The sequence below is a fragment of the Chelatococcus sp. KU-N122 genome (genome assembly GCF_055391085.1).
Genome location: NZ_AP043981.1, coordinates 1,916,286 through 1,931,636, shown reverse-complemented (window position 1 = coordinate 1,931,636; position 15,351 = coordinate 1,916,286). Strand labels below are relative to the sequence as shown.

Genomic DNA, 15,351 nt, shown 5'->3' with positions numbered 1-15,351 from the left:
ATGAACGTCTCCGACGCCGTCGCGCGGCGCACCTCCATCCGGGCCTTCAGGCCCGATCCCATCTCCAGAGAACAAGTCCTGTCGCTGCTGGAGAAAGCCGGACGAGCTGCGTCGGGCGGCAATCTGCAGCCCTGGCGCGTCTACGCGCTGGCCGGCCGGCCGCTCGACGAGCTCAAGGCCCGGGCGACCGCCGATCCGGCCGGCGAGGCCCCGGAGTACGAGGTCTATCCGCCGGCCCTCTGGGATCCCTACCGGCGCCGCCGGACCGAATGCGGCGAGGACCTCTACGCCACGATCGGGATTGCGCGGGAGGACCGGCCCGGCCGCCTGCGGCAGCTGGCCAAGAACGGGCAGCTGTTCGGGGCGCCCGTCGGCCTCTTCGTCTGCCTCGACCGGCGGCTGGGCCCGCCGCAATGGAGCGATCTCGGCATCTTCCTGCAGACGCTGATGCTGCTGGCCGTCGAGGACGGGCTTGCGACGTGCGCGCAGGAGTACTGGTCACGCTATCCGAAGACCCTGGCCGCGCTGCTCGATCTGCCAGACGACGAGATGGTGTTTTGCGGCATCGCCCTGGGCTACGCCGCCGACCACCCGATCAATACGTTGATCACCCGACGGGAGCCGGTGTCCGAATGGGCGGTCCTGCTCGGCTTCGATTGACCGCGGGCACGACGGGCCGCGCCACGGAGCATCCGATCGCCCGGCGCTCTGGTTTAGGCCATCGTAACCTTGGCGGGCAGGTTCTGCCGGCGTTGCAGCGGTTGGACCCCACCCCCACCAGTCTCTTCCGCTTCGCACGGGACAGCCCCCCACAAGGGGGAGGCCGTTCGTCTAGCCGCCCCGCCAACTCTCCAAGGCCGCAAGCAAGCGCTCCTCCCTCCCCAAGGAGCTCGGGCCTGCCCGAGATCCCTGCTCCAAGTGTGCAAGTCGGGCAGGCCCGACTTGCATGGGCGAAGCCGTGGCGGGGAGGAGCAGGGGTGGGGGCCGTCCAGCTTGCGTTGCGCTTTCAGAACAATGGCTTAGGCGGCAGGCTGCGAGCGCGCGGCGACCCGCCGGGCGCCGGCGAGGCAGAGCAGGGGCGCGAGCGCGAAGGCGCCGAACAGCCAGCGCGCTGCGCTCGCCGTGCCCGGCAGGCCGCCGGGATCGATCAGGCCGCCAGCGTTGGCCACCATGCCGGCGAGCGCGGCGGCGGTGGCCATGGCGAACAACTGCACCGTGGTGATCGACGCGCCGGCCATATCCTGCTCGTTCGGCGGCACCGCCTTGAGCACGCCGGTCAGCAGGTGCGGCCACGCCGCGCCGACGCCGAGCCCGATGCCGAACAGCGCCAGGCATAGGGGCGCCAGCTCGGACCAGGCGCCGCCGCTGCTCCGCGGCACCAGGAAGCAGAGGGACGCCATGCCGACGAGCTGCAGGACGGGGCCGGCGAGGATGGCGCGGCTGACGCCGCGGCCGCCGGCGCCCGAGCTCGCCAGCGAGCCCAGTGTCCAGCCGGCTGCCATCAGCGCGGCGATGTAGCCGGCCGCGAGCGGCGACTGCCGGTGCAGCACCTGCAGGAACAGCGGCACGAAGATCTCGGTGCTGGTGACGGTGATGGCGAGCAGCGACATCGTGGCATAGAGCGTCGCGAGCGCCGAGGTCGCCACGAAGGCGCCGGACGGCAGCAGCTTCTGCCCGGCGCGCGCCTCCGCCCTGGCCAGCAGGGCCGCCAGCACGAAGGCCGCGCCGACGCCAGCGATGTTCCAGGTCAGCGAAGGCGAGGCGCTGCCGGCCGAGACGGCGAGAACGGCCGCCGTCAGCAATGACAGCTGAATCGGCGGCGTCGCGGCCCGCTGGCGCTCGCCGGCCTCGCGCCGCGGCAGCAGGGTGGCGGCGAGCAGCGCGAACAGGATGGAGATGGGCACCAGCGACCAGAACGCCCCTCGCCAGATGCCCAGCTCGGCGAAGACGCCGCCGACCGCCGGCCCGACGAGGGTGGCCACGCCCCACATGCCGGAGACCAGCGCCATGGCCCGCGGCCACAGCGCCTCGGCGAAGACGATCCGCACCATGGCGTAGGCCAGCGCCAGGAGGAAGCCGCCACCCAGGCCCTGCACCAGGCGGCCGATCAGCATGACCGGCATCGACGGCGCGGCCGCACACACCGCCGATCCGAGCGCGAAGGTGAGCGCGGCGGTCACATAGGCGCCGCTCGGGCCGGCGCGCCGCAACAGCTGCGCGGAGAGCGCCGAGCCGAGGATCGAGGCGACCACGAAGAGGCTGGTATTCCAGGCATAGAGGTCGAGGCCGCCGATGTCGCGGACGACCGACGGCAGGATCGTCGTCGCGACGTAGACGTTGATGGCGTGAAGGGCGACGCCGCCGGCCAGCGCCAGCGAGCGCACGCCGTTGGCGCCGGCGAGCAGGGCGCCCCAGCCGGCCGCGGCATGGACAGGCGTGTCGGCCGGTCGTCCCGCCGCGGCGCTCGAGGGCCGGGACCGGGCGGGCGGGGCGTCTCGCGTATCCATGTCAGCTCCGCGTTCGAGTTCCCGCCCGCGCATATGGGCGAGAGCTGGCGACGGCAAGCCGACACGCTCACAAAACCTCGACTTTGGTTGATCTGCTCAAGGGCGCGAGCGGTGCGGACCCGTCGTCGACATGAGCCGTTGGCGTCCGGCGCGTCGCGCCGGCGCCAACGGCGCGGCGCCTCAGAACGTGTGCTGGAGCTTGAAGGTGAAGTTGCGCCCCGGCTCGAGCAGCGGATTGGTGAGGGTCTCCGGGTAGGAGACGTTGGCGAAGGTCGACGGCTGCCGGTAGGCCTGGTTGAAGATGTTCTCGATGCCCAGGATCAGCCTGGTGTCGCCGAGCGCCGGCGAGATCAGCTTGCCGAGCTGCAGCGTCGCGTAGAGCTTGGGGATCGCATAGGCCGCCGTGGGGTATTCCTGCGCGGGATCGATGCGGCTCTTGCGGGCGGAAAAGTCGAGCACGCCCATCACCGAGTAGCTCGCGTCCGTGGCCGCGTACTGGACGCCGACGCGGCCGAGGAACGGCGCGATATAGGGCAGCGGCGTGTGCGTGGTCTTGTTGTCGCCGTGCAGATAGGCGGCCGAGCCGAAGATATTCGTGGTCTCGGTCACCTGCCAGCGCCCCTCCACCTCGACGCCGCGGACCACCGCCCTGCCGACGTTCTGGCTCTGGGTGAAGCCGGAGAGGCCGTTGAACGTGGTCGCCGTGGTCTGGAGGAAATTCTCGTAGTGGCTGTCGAAGGCCGTGACCTTCAGCGTCGCGTTGTCCAGATGGAAGCGGAAGCCGCCCTCGTAGGTCACGCCGCGCTCGGGCTTGAGCGACGGGTTGGGGATGGTCGTCGCCGAGAAGGCGTAGAGCTCCGAGTTGGTCGGCTGGCGGAAGGAGGTGGCGACGGTGGCGATGAGATCCACGGCCGGCAGCAGCTGGTAGACGATGCCGACGCTGCCGGTCGGCGCCGTCGACGTCGTGTTGGTGCGGCCGAGGAAGGCCGGCAGCACGGCGGCCGGCAGCGGCGACAGGCCCGTCGTGGTCTCGAACCAGTCGAAGCGGCCGCCGGCCGACAGCGTGAGCCGCTCGATCGGCGTCCACTCGTGCAGGACATAGGCGCCGAAGTTGGTCTGCGTCGTATCGGGGCCGGTGGTCGCCGGGTTGGCGGTGGTGATGCGGCTCAGCGCGCCGGCGTTGGTGAAGGCATAGGTCTGCGACCAGCTCTTGGAGCCAGGCCGGTCCTCGTGGAAGCTGTCGACGCCGATGGTCGTCTTCGCCGTGCCGAGGCCGATCGACCAGGGGATCTCGCCGCGCAGCCGGCCGCCGATCACCGTCGGGCCGATGACGTGGCTGGTCGAGTTGACCGTGCGCGTCGTCACGCCGCTGGCGTTGATGGTATTGTTGACGGTCTTCAGGTAGGTGTCGAAGTAATTGATGTAGAGCGAGCCCTCGACGCGCTTGATCAGCCCGTCGAACTCGCCGGTATACGTCAGGCTGCCCATGGTCACGTCGTTGGGGCTCTGGCGCACGTTCAGGTAGGGCCAGCCGGGCGCGCCGCCGACGCCGCCGGCGCGGCCGTCGGTTTCGGTATACTTGCGGAACGCCAGCTCGAAGCGCTGGCCGGGGGTCGGCGTATAGCCGAGCTTCACGCTGCCGCCGAGGCTGCGGTAATCGCTGTTCGGCGCGCTGCCCTTGGGCGTATCGTAGTCGTTGCCCCAGCGACCGGCGATGTTGGCCAGCATGTCGAAGCCGTGGCCGGCGCCCTGCACCCATTCGTCGGTGGTGAACGACCGCGCCGCCGTGCCGAAGCCCGTCGACCAGCCGCCGCCGGTGAAGCGGAACGGCCCGTTCGGATCGCCGGTCGGGCTGCGGGTGACGATGTTGACGAGGCCGGTCAGCGCCTCGCTGCCGTAGAGCACCGAGGCCGGCCCGCGGATGACCTCGACATGGTCGATCTCCTCCGGGGAGAAGTAGTTGAGCTGGAGCGTGTTGCGGCCGCGGAAGCGGTTGCCGTCGACGTAGAGCGGCGAGCGGAACGCGTTCGAGCTGAAGCCGCGCAGATAGATCTGACCGCCGATGCCGCCGGACCGCGCGATGGAGACGCCCGGCACGTCGGCGAGGATGTCGAGCATGCCGACGGGCGACGTCTGCTCGATCTCGGCGCGGTCGACCACCGTGGCGCTCTGGGTGATCTGGGTGACCAGGGATGTGGGCTGGGTCAACTGGCCGCCCAGCGGCTGCAGGGAATCGCGGCTGCCGCCGCCGTTGAGCTCGATGGTCGGCAGCTGCACCGTCGCCGGAGCGGTGGCCGCCTCCTGCGCGCGGGCGGAGGCGCCGGACAGCAGGGCGCAGGCGATCGCGAGTGACGATACCGACCAAGCCGGCGCGCAGCGCCGCCGACAATCCCTGTTCGAAAAGTTGTGACTGTTGCTGTCGATGACCAGTAGTTGCGACTGCAACATGAGGAGCGCCTTTCACTATTATTGATTCGATTGCGGCGCTCGTAGCGGAATGACGCGTTTTATACAAGATGTTTACCAAACATAATAATTTGAATTATTTCAATCTAGCCGACATGACTCCGTCACGAATCACCGTCGCATCAGACTAGAACTATAATAATCTAAATCTGCACGGATATTCTTTCCTTTGCTTTCCACCCCCACCGTTCTATGGCTGGCGCCGTTGCAGATCCTGGAGCGCGGATGAACGCACCCATCACCGCCGCGGCCGCCGCACGGGCGCCGGCCCGCAGGCGTGGCCGGACCGCGCCGGCCGCCGTCCTGGCCACGATCCTCGTCCTTGCGGCGATGGCCCCCGCCGGCGCGGCGGAGATCACCGACCAGCGCGGCCGCGTCGCGCGCTTCGCCGGCCCGGCTGAGCGCGCGGTCTTCCTGCCGATGCCCGCCGCCTCGACCTACATCGCCATCGACGGGACCGAGGCGAACATCGCCGGCATGAACGCCATGTCGGCGGCGGCCATGCGCGACGGCATTCTCGGCCGGCTGTTCCCGGGCTTCACGCACATCGCGACCAACATCACGGCCGGCGCCGGCACCGCGCCCAACATCGAGAGCATCCTGGCGCTGCGGCCCGACGCGGTGTTCCAGTGGGCGACGGCCGACGACGCCCTGGCGGCGCTCGACCGCACCGGCCTCCCCGTGCTCGGCATGCGCTACGGCACGCAGGACGACATGGCCGGCTATGCGCGCATGATGGGCCAGGTGGCGGGCAAGGAGGCGCGCGCCGACGAGCTCAACCGCCGCCAGGACGAGGCCATGCGCCGCGTCGCCGCGGCGCTCGGCGATGTCCCGCAGGCGGCACGCCCGCGCGTGCTCTACCTCGGCCGTGTCACCGACACCCTGCGGGTCGGCGGCAAGGGCTCCTACAACGACTTCTGCATCCGTCTCGCCGGCGGCGCCAACGTGGCGGAGGCGGCCGCGTCCGGCGCGGTCACGATCGAGCAGATCCTGACCTGGAATCCGCAGGTGATCCTGCTCGGCAACTTCGACACGGCGATGCCGTCCGACATCTACGACGATCCCCGCTGGCAGGGGGTGGAGGCGGTCAGGACCCGCCGCGTCTTCCGCATGCCGCTCGGCGGCTACCGGTGGGACCCGCCGAGCCAGGAATCGGCGCTCACCTGGATCTGGCTCGCGGGCCTCCTGCATCCCGACCGCGCGGGCGCCGACCTGCGGCGGGCCATGCGCAGCTGGTTCGAGTTCCTCTACGGCCACGCGCTGACCGATGCGGAGATCGATCCGATCCTCTATGCGGCGGAGAACCGCGGCTCCGCCGGCTACGACCGGTATCTCGCCCGATGACCGAAGGCATCGCAGCCGGACGGGCGCCGGCGAGCGGCCTCGCCAGGGGTTACGGCTGGGCTGCCTGCCTCGCCGGCCTCCTGGCAGCCCTGGCGATCGTCGTCGCCTGGTCCATCGGCTCGGGCCGCTACCAGGTGCCCCTCGCCCACGTGGTCGGCATCCTCCTGGCGCACGTGGCCGATGTCGCCGTGACCTGGAGCCCGACGGAGGCCGTCGTGGTCGAGGTGGTCCGCCTGCCGCGGGTGCTCACCGCCGCCGTCGCCGGCCTCGGGCTGGCGCTCAGCGGCGCCGTGCTGCAGGGGCTCTTCCGCAACCCCCTGGTCGGCCCCCAGACCATCGGGACGGCCTCGGGCGCCGCGCTCGGCGGCGTGACGGCCATTCTGTTCTTCGGCTCGGCCCTCTCGGTGCAGCTCGGCACGTTCCTGGGCGCCGCGGCCGCTCTCGCCGGCGTCCTCGCCATCCATCGCACCGACAACGCGTCGCCGATCCTGATGCTGGTGCTGGCCGGCGTCGTCGTCAGCGCCTTCTGCGGCGCGCTCGTCGGCCTCGTCACCTATGTGGCCGACCCGGAGACCAAGCTGCCCGGCATCGTCTTCTGGCTGCTCGGCAGCTTCGCCTCGGCGACCTGGAGCAAGCTCGCGCTCATCACCGTGTGCACCGGGCTCGCCGCCGCGGTGATGCTCGCCATGCGCTGGCGCATCAACGTGCTGTCGCTCGGCGACGAGGACGCGCGGACGCTGGGTGTCGATCCCGTCCGCGACCGGCTGCTGCTGCTCGCCGCGACCTGCCTGGCCGTGTCCGCCCAGGTCGCGGTCAGCGGCACGATCGGCTGGATCGGGCTCGTGGTGCCGAACCTGGCGCGGCTGCTGGTGGGCGCCGACCACCGCCGCCTGCTGCCGGTGTCGGCGCTGCTGGGGCCCATCGTCCTGGTGATCGCCGACACGCTGGCGCGCGACCTGACGCCGGCGGAGATCCCCGTCGGCATCGTCACGGCGATCATCGGCACGCCGGTGTTCGCCTACATCCTGCACCGCACGGCCGCGAGCAGGGGCCGATGACCGGGACCACCAGGCTCGAGGGGGCCGGCCATTGGTTCCAGCCGGAGCGGTGGCTGTTCCGCGGCCTCTCGCTCGCCCTTGCCCCGGGGCGGATCACCGCCGTGCTCGGCCCCAACGGCGCCGGCAAGACCACCCTGCTGCGCGCCCTGTGCGGCACGGTCGTCCTGCGCGAAGGCACGCGAGCCATCGACGGGCATATCGGCTACGTGCCGCAGGCCTTGGGCGCCGACCAGGCCTACAGCGCGCTCGACATGGTGCTCATCGGCCGCAGCCGCTACCTCGGCCGCTTCCAGGCGCCCGGCCGCAAGGACCTGGCGCGGGCGCAGGAGTGCCTGGAGCTGGTCGGCCTGGGCGCCGTCGCCGGGCAGCGCTACGACCGGCTGAGCGGCGGCCAGCGCCAGCTCGTGCTGCTGGCGCGGGCGCTGGCGAGCGATGCCCGCACCCTCGTCCTCGACGAGCCGTGCTCCGCCCTCGACCTCGCCAACCAGGGCGTCATCCTGCGGCTGCTGCGCCGGCTCGCCCGGTCGCACGGGCTGGCGATCCTGCTCACCACGCATCACCCCGAGCACGCCCTCGGCCTCGCCGACGACACCCTGCTGATGCTGCGTGGCGGCGAGCACCTCCTCGGGGCGGCCGATGCGGTGCTCAGCGAGGCCAACCTGGCACGGATGTACGGCGTCCCGGTGCGGCGAATCGACGTGCAGGCCCAACGCGAAACGGTGACCGCCGTGGTGCCCCTGCACGGGCTGCGGATCGACGAGGCTGGCTAGCGCACGTCCACGATCGGTGCGCCGGCGCCGTGGCCCGGCATAGCGGGGACGGATTGATCCTCCCCCGCGCAGCGGGGGAGGGGGACCGCCGAAGGCGGTGGAGGGGGCGGCGCTCCCGCGGGAGTGCTAGGATTTCCGTGCGTGGGCGAGCCGGCGCGTCCATGGCAGGAAACCGTCGAGGAAGCGCGTCGTCGCCGGCATGAACCGGCTGCCGTGGTGGTAGAAGGGGTCGAGCGTCGCGACGATGAGGCGGCCGGGCGTGCTCACGCGGTCGTCGTAGAGCAGCGCGCCGCCGGCGTCGCGGCCGCCGGGATCGGGCGGCACGTCGATCAGCGTCTCGGCGCCCGGCGGCGGCGTCAGCACGCCGTGATAGTGCCAGATGGTGTCGGCGAAGGGCACGGCGGCGAACAGCTCGTGCCCGGGGCTGGCCAGCCGCTGCTCCGGCTGAGCCCCCTCCTCCAGCCACCACCAGAAATTGGTCGGCCGCGGCGACCAGCCGATGCCGGGCAGCCAGGTCTCCACCTGGTTCTCGCCGAGGACGACGAGTGTGCGGCCGGCGGCGAGCAGATCCGCGAACAGGGTGCGCCGCGCCCGCAGCAGGTCCGGGTTGATGCGGTCGGGAACGATCAGCAGCCTCACGCCGTCGAGCGCCGCTGCGTCGAGCTCCGGCGCGTAGATCACCCGGTCGAACAGGTCGCGATAGCGCGGGCCGTGGATCGCCGCATGGTGATAAAAGCTGCCACCGTCCAGCACCGCGAGCGTCATGGCGAGGCTCCGTCGCGGAACAGCCATTGCAGCAGTTGCGGCACGATGCGGGCGGTGGTGTCGTGGCCGCCGAACTGCCAGAGGTCGTTGCCGCCGTGCAGCAGCACGCGGCCGCGGCCGACCGGATAGATGATGTCGAGCGGCCGGTCCGCGGTGCCGACGGCGTTGACCACCAGCGCGCCCGCCGGCGGCCGGTGCCAGACCCGGCCGTAGAAGCCGGCGACGCCGCGGCGGAAGGTCAGGTGCTCGGCGGCGACCCCCGCCCAGATCGGATGATCGGCGAGCCTGAGGATCCTGAGGTCGTCGGTGCGGTAGCGATCGAGCCCCTCGAAGCCGTCGATGCCGGGCAGGAACGGATAGGCGACATGGCCGTTGGCGACGACCGTGCCGCCGGCCTCAAGGAAGGCGCCGATGGCGCCTGCCCGCGCGGCGAGGAAGCGCTGGTCGGCGTGCATGCCGATGAGCAGCGCCCCGTAGTCGCCGAGCGGGATGTCGTCCCATGCGTAGAGGTCGCGGACGGCGATGCGGCCGTCCGCCTCCGGCCGCCGGGCCAGCTGCACGGTCGACGCCTCGGGATAGCCGAACGACAGGAACAGGGCGCGCCTCACGGTTCAGACCAGGCGCAGCGTGAACAGCGCATCGGCCGGCCTGGCGAGCACGTCGGCGGCGATCGCCCGCCGCAGCTGGCGGCCCTCCTCGTCCTCGGCTGTCGACCGTCCCGCCTTGAAGGTCAGCTCGAAGAAGCGCCGGGGCAGCACATCCGGCAGCAGCGCGACCTCCGCGGTCCGGCCGCCCGCGGTGACGCGGAAGCTGTAGGAGAGGTCGGCGCCCGCGGCGAGCCGCGCATCCGGCAGCGACCGGTCGACAGTGTAGGCGCCGCGCGTCACGGCGCGCGTCACGAACTCGAAGGCGTCGCGGACGCCGGGGCCGGGATGGCCGCTCACCACCGAGATGTCGCCGCGGCGCAGCGGCTGGCCCGGCGACAGCGCCGCAAGCGCCGCGCCGACGGCGCGGAAGGTGGTGGCGAGCATGGCGAGCGCCCCCTGCCCGTGGTAGGCGGCGACCGCCTCGAAGCCGATCTCGATCGGCCCCTCCTCGCCTTGCACGACGATGAGCGGGCGTCCTGGGGCATTCTGCATCGCTGTCATCCAAACGGTCGCGCGCGGCATGAACGGGGCACGCCGCGACGCGCCCCAGATCGCACGGCTTCCGTCCGTTTGACAACTATCGATGTGATTTCAATAGTTTAGACAAGTTATAAGGTGGCCCGCCACGCCGCGCCCGGCGGCCCCCATGGGCCGTCACCACGTCACACGGAAGCCGACGCGCCCGCCGACGGACTGCCCGCTCTGCTCGTCCAGGCGAATATTGTAGTCGGCGGAGGCAAAGAGGCTGACGTTGTCGGCCAGCGGGGCGGACACGCCCCCGCCCAATTGCGCCCAGGTGCCGCCGGAGCCCGCATCCAGCGACACCGGGTAGGTGCCGCTCAGGCTCGCGAAGGTGGCGGCCGGGCCGCCGCCGAAGGCGTGCCAGAGGTTGACGCGCCCCCAGGTCGACAGGGTGCGGCCATTGTCCAGCGCCCAGGCGCGCGTCAGGCGCGCCCCGATGCGGCCGTAGGCGGTGCCCGTCGCGTCGTAGCCCACCACGCCGTAGCGGTCGGCGCCGTCGGCGAAGGACAGGCGCTGATAGACCACCTGGGCTTGCGGCTCGATCGACCACGCGGCGCCCAGCGCGATCGGGTAGCCGCCTTCCAGGGAGGCGAGCAGGCCCCAGCCCTGGGTCTTCAGGAATTCGCCGAGGAGCGAGGTGGCGCGCGCCTGATCGTAGAAAGTGCCTTGGATGGCCGCGTCCAGGTACCAGCCGCCGGCTCCCCGGTGGGTCCAGTAGGCCCCCATCGCGTAGGCATCCATGGAGGCCTGCCCGGCCCGCCCGCCATAGACCGCGTTCACATCGCCCTCGACGTGACCGGCCCCGACGAACAGGCCCGCGAGGTCGCGCGCGCCCGTGCCGCCATCGGTCCGGTAGAGGTCGAGCCCTGCTTGGAAGCCGGCAAACCTGATGTCGTAGCTCGGCCCCTGGTCGAGGAAGCGGCCGAGCTGGGCCAATTCGCCGCCACCCGACGAGCCGTTGCGGCCGGTCTCCCCGAAGGTGCGGGCCCACGCCGCCCCGCCGGAGCCTGCGGCGGCACCCGCCGCGGTCGCCCGCGCATCGGCGCGATCGTCGTAGGTGCCGACCATCGCCAGGCCGAAGCGGGCCGCCATGGCCGGGAGCGCCAGGTCGACGGCGACCTCGGGGCGGATGTCGGGGAGGCCCGCCCCGCCCGCCGGGGCCGGCCGCGTCGAGCGCAGGAACCAATCGTCCGCGCCGGCGGCGCCGCCGCGGTAGAGATTGTAGTCGAAGGCGCCGGCGGCGACGCGCGCGCCGCCCAGCGAGAACGCCGTTGCCGACGTCCGGGCGCCGTTCAGCGCCTCGACCAGCAGGATGCCGTCACCGCTGGTCGGCGCGCCGCCGCCGGTGGGATGGATGACGAGCTGGGTCTGGCCGCCGGCCGTGCCGCCGTCGACGATCAGGCGGTCGGCGCCGCCGTTGCCGCCGAGAAAGGCGTTCATGGTCAGCACGGCCCGCTCGCCCTGATAGCTGCCGATGACGAGGCTCTGGTACGCCCCGGCGGTTCCCGGCGTCGAAAAGGCGATGCCGCTGTCGCGCACCGCGAGGCTGCCGAGGCGCGACGGCGGCGCGATGTCCGCCGGCGCGAGCGCCCAGGCGCTGCCGTTGGCGAGCGTCAGCGCGATCGCCGCGTCGTCGGCAGCGGTGATCGCCCCTGCGATCGACGAGCGCGATGCGGTCACGGCGAGCTGCGTGCCGGCGGCCATCACGGCGATGCCGCTGGCGGCCGACAGCGAGCTGCCGTCGAGCGACAGCGTCGCGCTGGTCGGGCCGGAGGTCGGGGCGCCGGGAACGGCCGCCACGGCCGCGGCGCCCGGGCCTTCGGCGCGCACGCTGCTGTCGGAGAGCGCCATCGTCGCGCCCTGGCCGAGGACGGCGCCGTGGGCGAAGGCGCCGGAGGTGGTGATCTGCGAGCCGGCGAGCGCCACGGCGGCGCCCGCCCCCTGGGCGACGGCGCCGAAGCTGAAGGCGCCGAATGTCTCGACGGTCGACCCTTGGACGGAGATCCGCGCCGGCGCATCGATGCTCGTGGCGAGCAAGCCGTGGCCCTCGCCGCGCAGCACGATGCTGCTGTTGGCGAGCGTGATCATGCCGTTGCCGGTCGCCCACGCGCCATGGCCGCCGAGGAGATCGACGGTGAGGCCGGTCGCGCTCACGGTGGCCGGCGCCGTTCCACCGGCGTGCAGCGCCGCCTGCGCCGTCCCGCCGATGCGGACGCCGTTCAGCACGGCACTGCCGTTCTCGCGCACGTCGACGCCCGTGCCGGTGACGGCGTCGCCTCGCAGGGTGATCGCGACGTTGGTCAGCGACAGCGACGCGGCGCCGCTGCCGCCCTGCAGGAAGGCGCCGTCCCCGCCCGGCGACGCCGTGATCGTGCCGCCCTGGTCCAGCGCGACCCGGCCGTTGGTGGTGACGAAGATGGCGGGCACGTAATCCTGCAACGGCGCCAGCGTCACCGGCCCGTCGGCCGTGGCGACGCCGCCGTTGGCGGCATAGATCGCCGCCCGCGCCCCGAACGGGCCGCTGACCAGCCCGGTCCAGACGGTGCCCGAGCCCACGACCTTCTGTTGTCCGTCGGCCACCACCTGCCGCTGGTTGGCCGGCGGCGTCCAGCCGAGGAGGACGAGCAGCTCGCGGAACAGGTGGGCCGGCGCGTCGTGGTCGTCGGCGTTGGCCGCGTTGAACAGGATGGTGATGGTTCGATCGGTGGCGCGGTCGTACATGACCAGCACCTCGAAGCCGAGCCCGTTGCCGGTGTGGCCGATCCATCCCTGGATCTCGCCCATGCCGAAGCCATAGCTGTCGTATTCCGGGCTGTTGGGATCGCTTTTCGTCGATCCGAACGCCTTCAGCCGGGCGACGAATTCCGCCTCGCTCAGGGTGGCGCCGGTGCCGACCGCCTTGCCCCAGCGCTCCATGTCGGCCGCGAGCCCGACCAGCGCGCCGGACGCGCCGGCGCCGGAGGCGTTGAACTCGGTGAGGGAGACCGGTCCGCTGCCGTCGTCGGCGTAGCCGACGGCATTCGGCAGCGGCATGGCCCCGGCCCCCTGGTCGACCACCGAGGCGAGGCCGAGCGGGCCGGTCAGACGCCGTTGCACCTCCGCAGCCCACGAATGGCCCGTGACGGCGGCGATGACCTGGCCGAGCAGAACGGTATTGGTGTTGGAGTACTGGTAGGACGTGCCCGGTGTGAACTGCAGCGGCTCGGCAAAGCCGAAGGCCAGCAGCTCGTTCGCCGTCCAGGCCTTGCCGGGATCGGCGCCGATGGCCTGCCCGAACGCGCTCGACGACGTGTAGTTGAACAGGCCCGAGCGCATCTGGGCGAGCTCGCGCAGGGTGATCGTATCGCCGCTGGGCACGCCCGAAACGTATTTGCCGACCGGATCGTCGAGTCTCAGGCGCCCTTCCTGCGCCAGTTGCATGACCACCGTCGTGACGAACGACTTGGTGACGCTGCGGTAGCCGAAATAAGTGTCCGGCGTGGGCGGCGTGTTCGTGGCGATGTCCGCCAGGCCGGCGTTGACGGCAAAGCGGTCATTGCCCTGGCGGACCAGGACGGAGGCGCCGGGGATGCGCTTGTCGACCAGGAACTGGTCGATCGCCTGCCGCAGCTGGCTCGCATTCGCAGGGTCGCTCCAGGGCAGGGCCACGGGGTCGGCTTGCGCCCGACCGGCCGTGAGCAGCAGCGCCATGGAGATGACGGAGAGCGAGCGCCAGGAGGCGGTGCCGGCCGCGAAACCCATCGGACGCCCCTCCACCCCCTGCGCGACGCAGGATCAGCCACGCTGCCCCGAAGAGCTTGCGGCAGCCGCCCATCCGAGCTGTCGGCGCAGCTCAACCCGATGACGAGACTGCGCTTGGCTGCGCATTGCTCGATGAGTCCGGAGCAACGTAGCAGAGTTTCCGCTTGCGTCCATGCGGCCCCGATTCCGCTTGCCGGCCGCCCCAGGCTGCGCCCGTTCGACCCGCTCTGCGCCGACATGAACCAGGTCTGGAACGCCGCCGGCTTGCAACCTATGATAACAGATATATCATCAGGTTGCGCGTTTCGGCCGCATGACAGGGGGGGATCGACATGCAACGGCTGATGGTCGCCTCAGCTCCCGTGGTTTTTTGATCGAGCGCGCGTCGCGGCAGGCTGCACGGCCGCGCTATTTCTAGACATATATCTCTGATACTCATAAATATTCGCCGGCCGATGGATGATATCCTCAAATTCAAGCCAAATACCGGTCTCCTGCCTCCAGTCGAGCTTGAAAAGATCGTGCGCCGCGCCGTCGCGCGAAAGCAGGCATTCAGCCTCATTCGATGCGGCGACGGCGAATCCGCGGTGCTCGGCTACCCGGAATTCGTGCATGAGACGCGGTTCATGCGATGGATGACGAACTTTTTCGGTCCGCATGCGAGCGACCCGGGCAAGTTCAAACCCCTGCGGGAGTGGCTGGAGTGGGCCATCATCCATGCGGATGTCGTCGGCACCTTTCGTGAGAAGGTGAGCGATGTCGAGAAGGCGCGGGAGGCGGCGCTCGCGTTCGGGGCCGTCAAGGCGCCGACGAACGACCAGAAAGTCCGGCTCAACCAGATCGAAACGCGTCTTCTGGATCACCTCACCCGGCCGCTCGTCGGCGAACGATGCGTCCTGACGACGGCGAACATCCACATCAAGATGGAGGAATCCGGGCTGCTGAAGTCGATCGCGGCGAAGGCGGGCCGGCTGAACCTGATTACGGGCAACGACATCAAGGACAAGCTCGCGGCTGCGTTCCCGGAGACCAGCATCGTCCAGTATAGGGTGCCGACCGAGTACAAATTCGAAAAATCACGCCAGGGCTGGAGCAGCTCGGAGCCGCACTTTCCGACTATATTCAACCGGCTCATGGATCGGATCGAGGGCGGGGAGCTCGAGGGCGTGACCTTCATCGGCGCAGGTCCCTGCGGCAAGATCTACGCGTCGGCGATCAAGGACGCCGGCGGCATCGCCATCGACATCGGCAGCATCATGGATGTCTGGGCCGGGCGCAACACCCGGAGCTTCATGCCGGCGCTGCAGCAGCGCACCCTCGGAGCCGACGCCCCGGCGGATGCATGAACGCCCCCGAGGGAGGCCGGCCTAACGGGCGGACACATGTCGACGGGGCAGGTTCTGCCGTCGTTGCGGCGGTGGCGGCAGCCCCCCACCAGTCCCTCCCCTTCGGTCGGGACAGCCTCCCCGGCACAAACCGGAGACATGGGTGACACTCTAGACCGGAGAGAAGAGTGACAGGTCACAAGCTC

General features: G+C 71.0%; 11 protein-coding genes. 5 read left to right on the top strand and 6 right to left on the bottom strand.

What is annotated here, in order from left to right; translation table 11 throughout:
• Entirely contained in the window at positions 1-660 is a 660-nt protein-coding gene (locus ACZ5PO_RS08590) for a nitroreductase (RefSeq protein WP_464192289.1), read from the top strand.
• A 359-nt stretch (positions 661-1,019) separates the two neighbouring features.
• On the opposite strand, the gene ACZ5PO_RS08585 is transcribed toward ACZ5PO_RS08590, so the two are convergent.
• Positions 1,020-2,507, bottom strand: a complete 1,488-nt coding sequence (locus ACZ5PO_RS08585) for an MFS transporter (RefSeq protein WP_464192287.1) — start codon at positions 2,505-2,507, stop codon at positions 1,020-1,022.
• A gap of 180 nt (positions 2,508-2,687) precedes the next feature.
• The gene (locus ACZ5PO_RS08580) at positions 2,688-4,955 is read right to left on the bottom strand and encodes a TonB-dependent receptor (protein WP_464192285.1); all 2,268 of its coding nucleotides are present in this window, start codon (positions 4,953-4,955) and stop codon (positions 2,688-2,690) included.
• Between the two features lie 243 nt (positions 4,956-5,198).
• On the opposite strand from ACZ5PO_RS08580, the gene ACZ5PO_RS08575 reads away from it, so the two are divergent.
• Genes ACZ5PO_RS08575 through ACZ5PO_RS08565 form a run of 3 tightly spaced genes read left to right on the top strand, consistent with a single transcriptional unit; the run spans position 5,199 to position 8,145 of the window.
• The gene (locus ACZ5PO_RS08575) at positions 5,199-6,317 is read left to right on the top strand and encodes an ABC transporter substrate-binding protein (protein ID WP_464192283.1); all 1,119 of its coding nucleotides are present in this window, start codon (positions 5,199-5,201) and stop codon (positions 6,315-6,317) included.
• A complete protein-coding gene (locus tag ACZ5PO_RS08570) occupies positions 6,314-7,375 on the top strand; it encodes a FecCD family ABC transporter permease (protein ID WP_464192281.1) in 1,062 nt (353 codons plus the stop codon). The genes ACZ5PO_RS08575 and ACZ5PO_RS08570 overlap by 4 nt, the downstream gene beginning before the upstream one ends.
• Complete coding sequence (locus ACZ5PO_RS08565) at positions 7,372-8,145, top strand: ABC transporter ATP-binding protein (protein ID WP_464192279.1); 774 nt, start codon at positions 7,372-7,374, stop codon at positions 8,143-8,145. The genes ACZ5PO_RS08570 and ACZ5PO_RS08565 overlap by 4 nt, the downstream gene beginning before the upstream one ends.
• Before the next feature lie 126 nt (positions 8,146-8,271).
• Here the strand turns inward: ACZ5PO_RS08565 and ACZ5PO_RS08560 are convergent, their stop codons facing one another.
• The 4 genes from ACZ5PO_RS08560 to ACZ5PO_RS08545 all read right to left on the bottom strand — a co-directional run bounded on the left by ACZ5PO_RS08560 (position 8,272) and on the right by ACZ5PO_RS08545 (position 13,820).
• Entirely contained in the window at positions 8,272-8,910 is a 639-nt protein-coding gene (locus tag ACZ5PO_RS08560) for a hypothetical protein (protein WP_464192277.1), read from the bottom strand.
• Complete coding sequence (locus ACZ5PO_RS08555; RefSeq protein WP_464192275.1) at positions 8,907-9,518, bottom strand: hypothetical protein; 612 nt, start codon at positions 9,516-9,518, stop codon at positions 8,907-8,909. The genes ACZ5PO_RS08560 and ACZ5PO_RS08555 overlap by 4 nt, the downstream gene beginning before the upstream one ends.
• Positions 9,519-9,521: 3 nt before the next feature.
• A complete protein-coding gene (locus ACZ5PO_RS08550; protein ID WP_464192273.1) occupies positions 9,522-10,049 on the bottom strand; it encodes a hypothetical protein in 528 nt (175 codons plus the stop codon).
• Positions 10,050-10,211: 162 nt separating this feature from the next.
• A complete protein-coding gene (locus ACZ5PO_RS08545; protein ID WP_464192271.1) occupies positions 10,212-13,820 on the bottom strand; it encodes a serine hydrolase in 3,609 nt (1,202 codons plus the stop codon).
• Positions 13,821-14,275: 455 nt separating this feature from the next.
• Between ACZ5PO_RS08545 and ACZ5PO_RS08540 the strand changes: the two genes are divergently transcribed.
• Complete coding sequence (locus ACZ5PO_RS08540; protein ID WP_464192269.1) at positions 14,276-15,166, top strand: GT-D fold domain-containing protein; 891 nt, start codon at positions 14,276-14,278, stop codon at positions 15,164-15,166.
• The last annotated feature ends 185 nt before the right edge of the window (positions 15,167-15,351 follow it).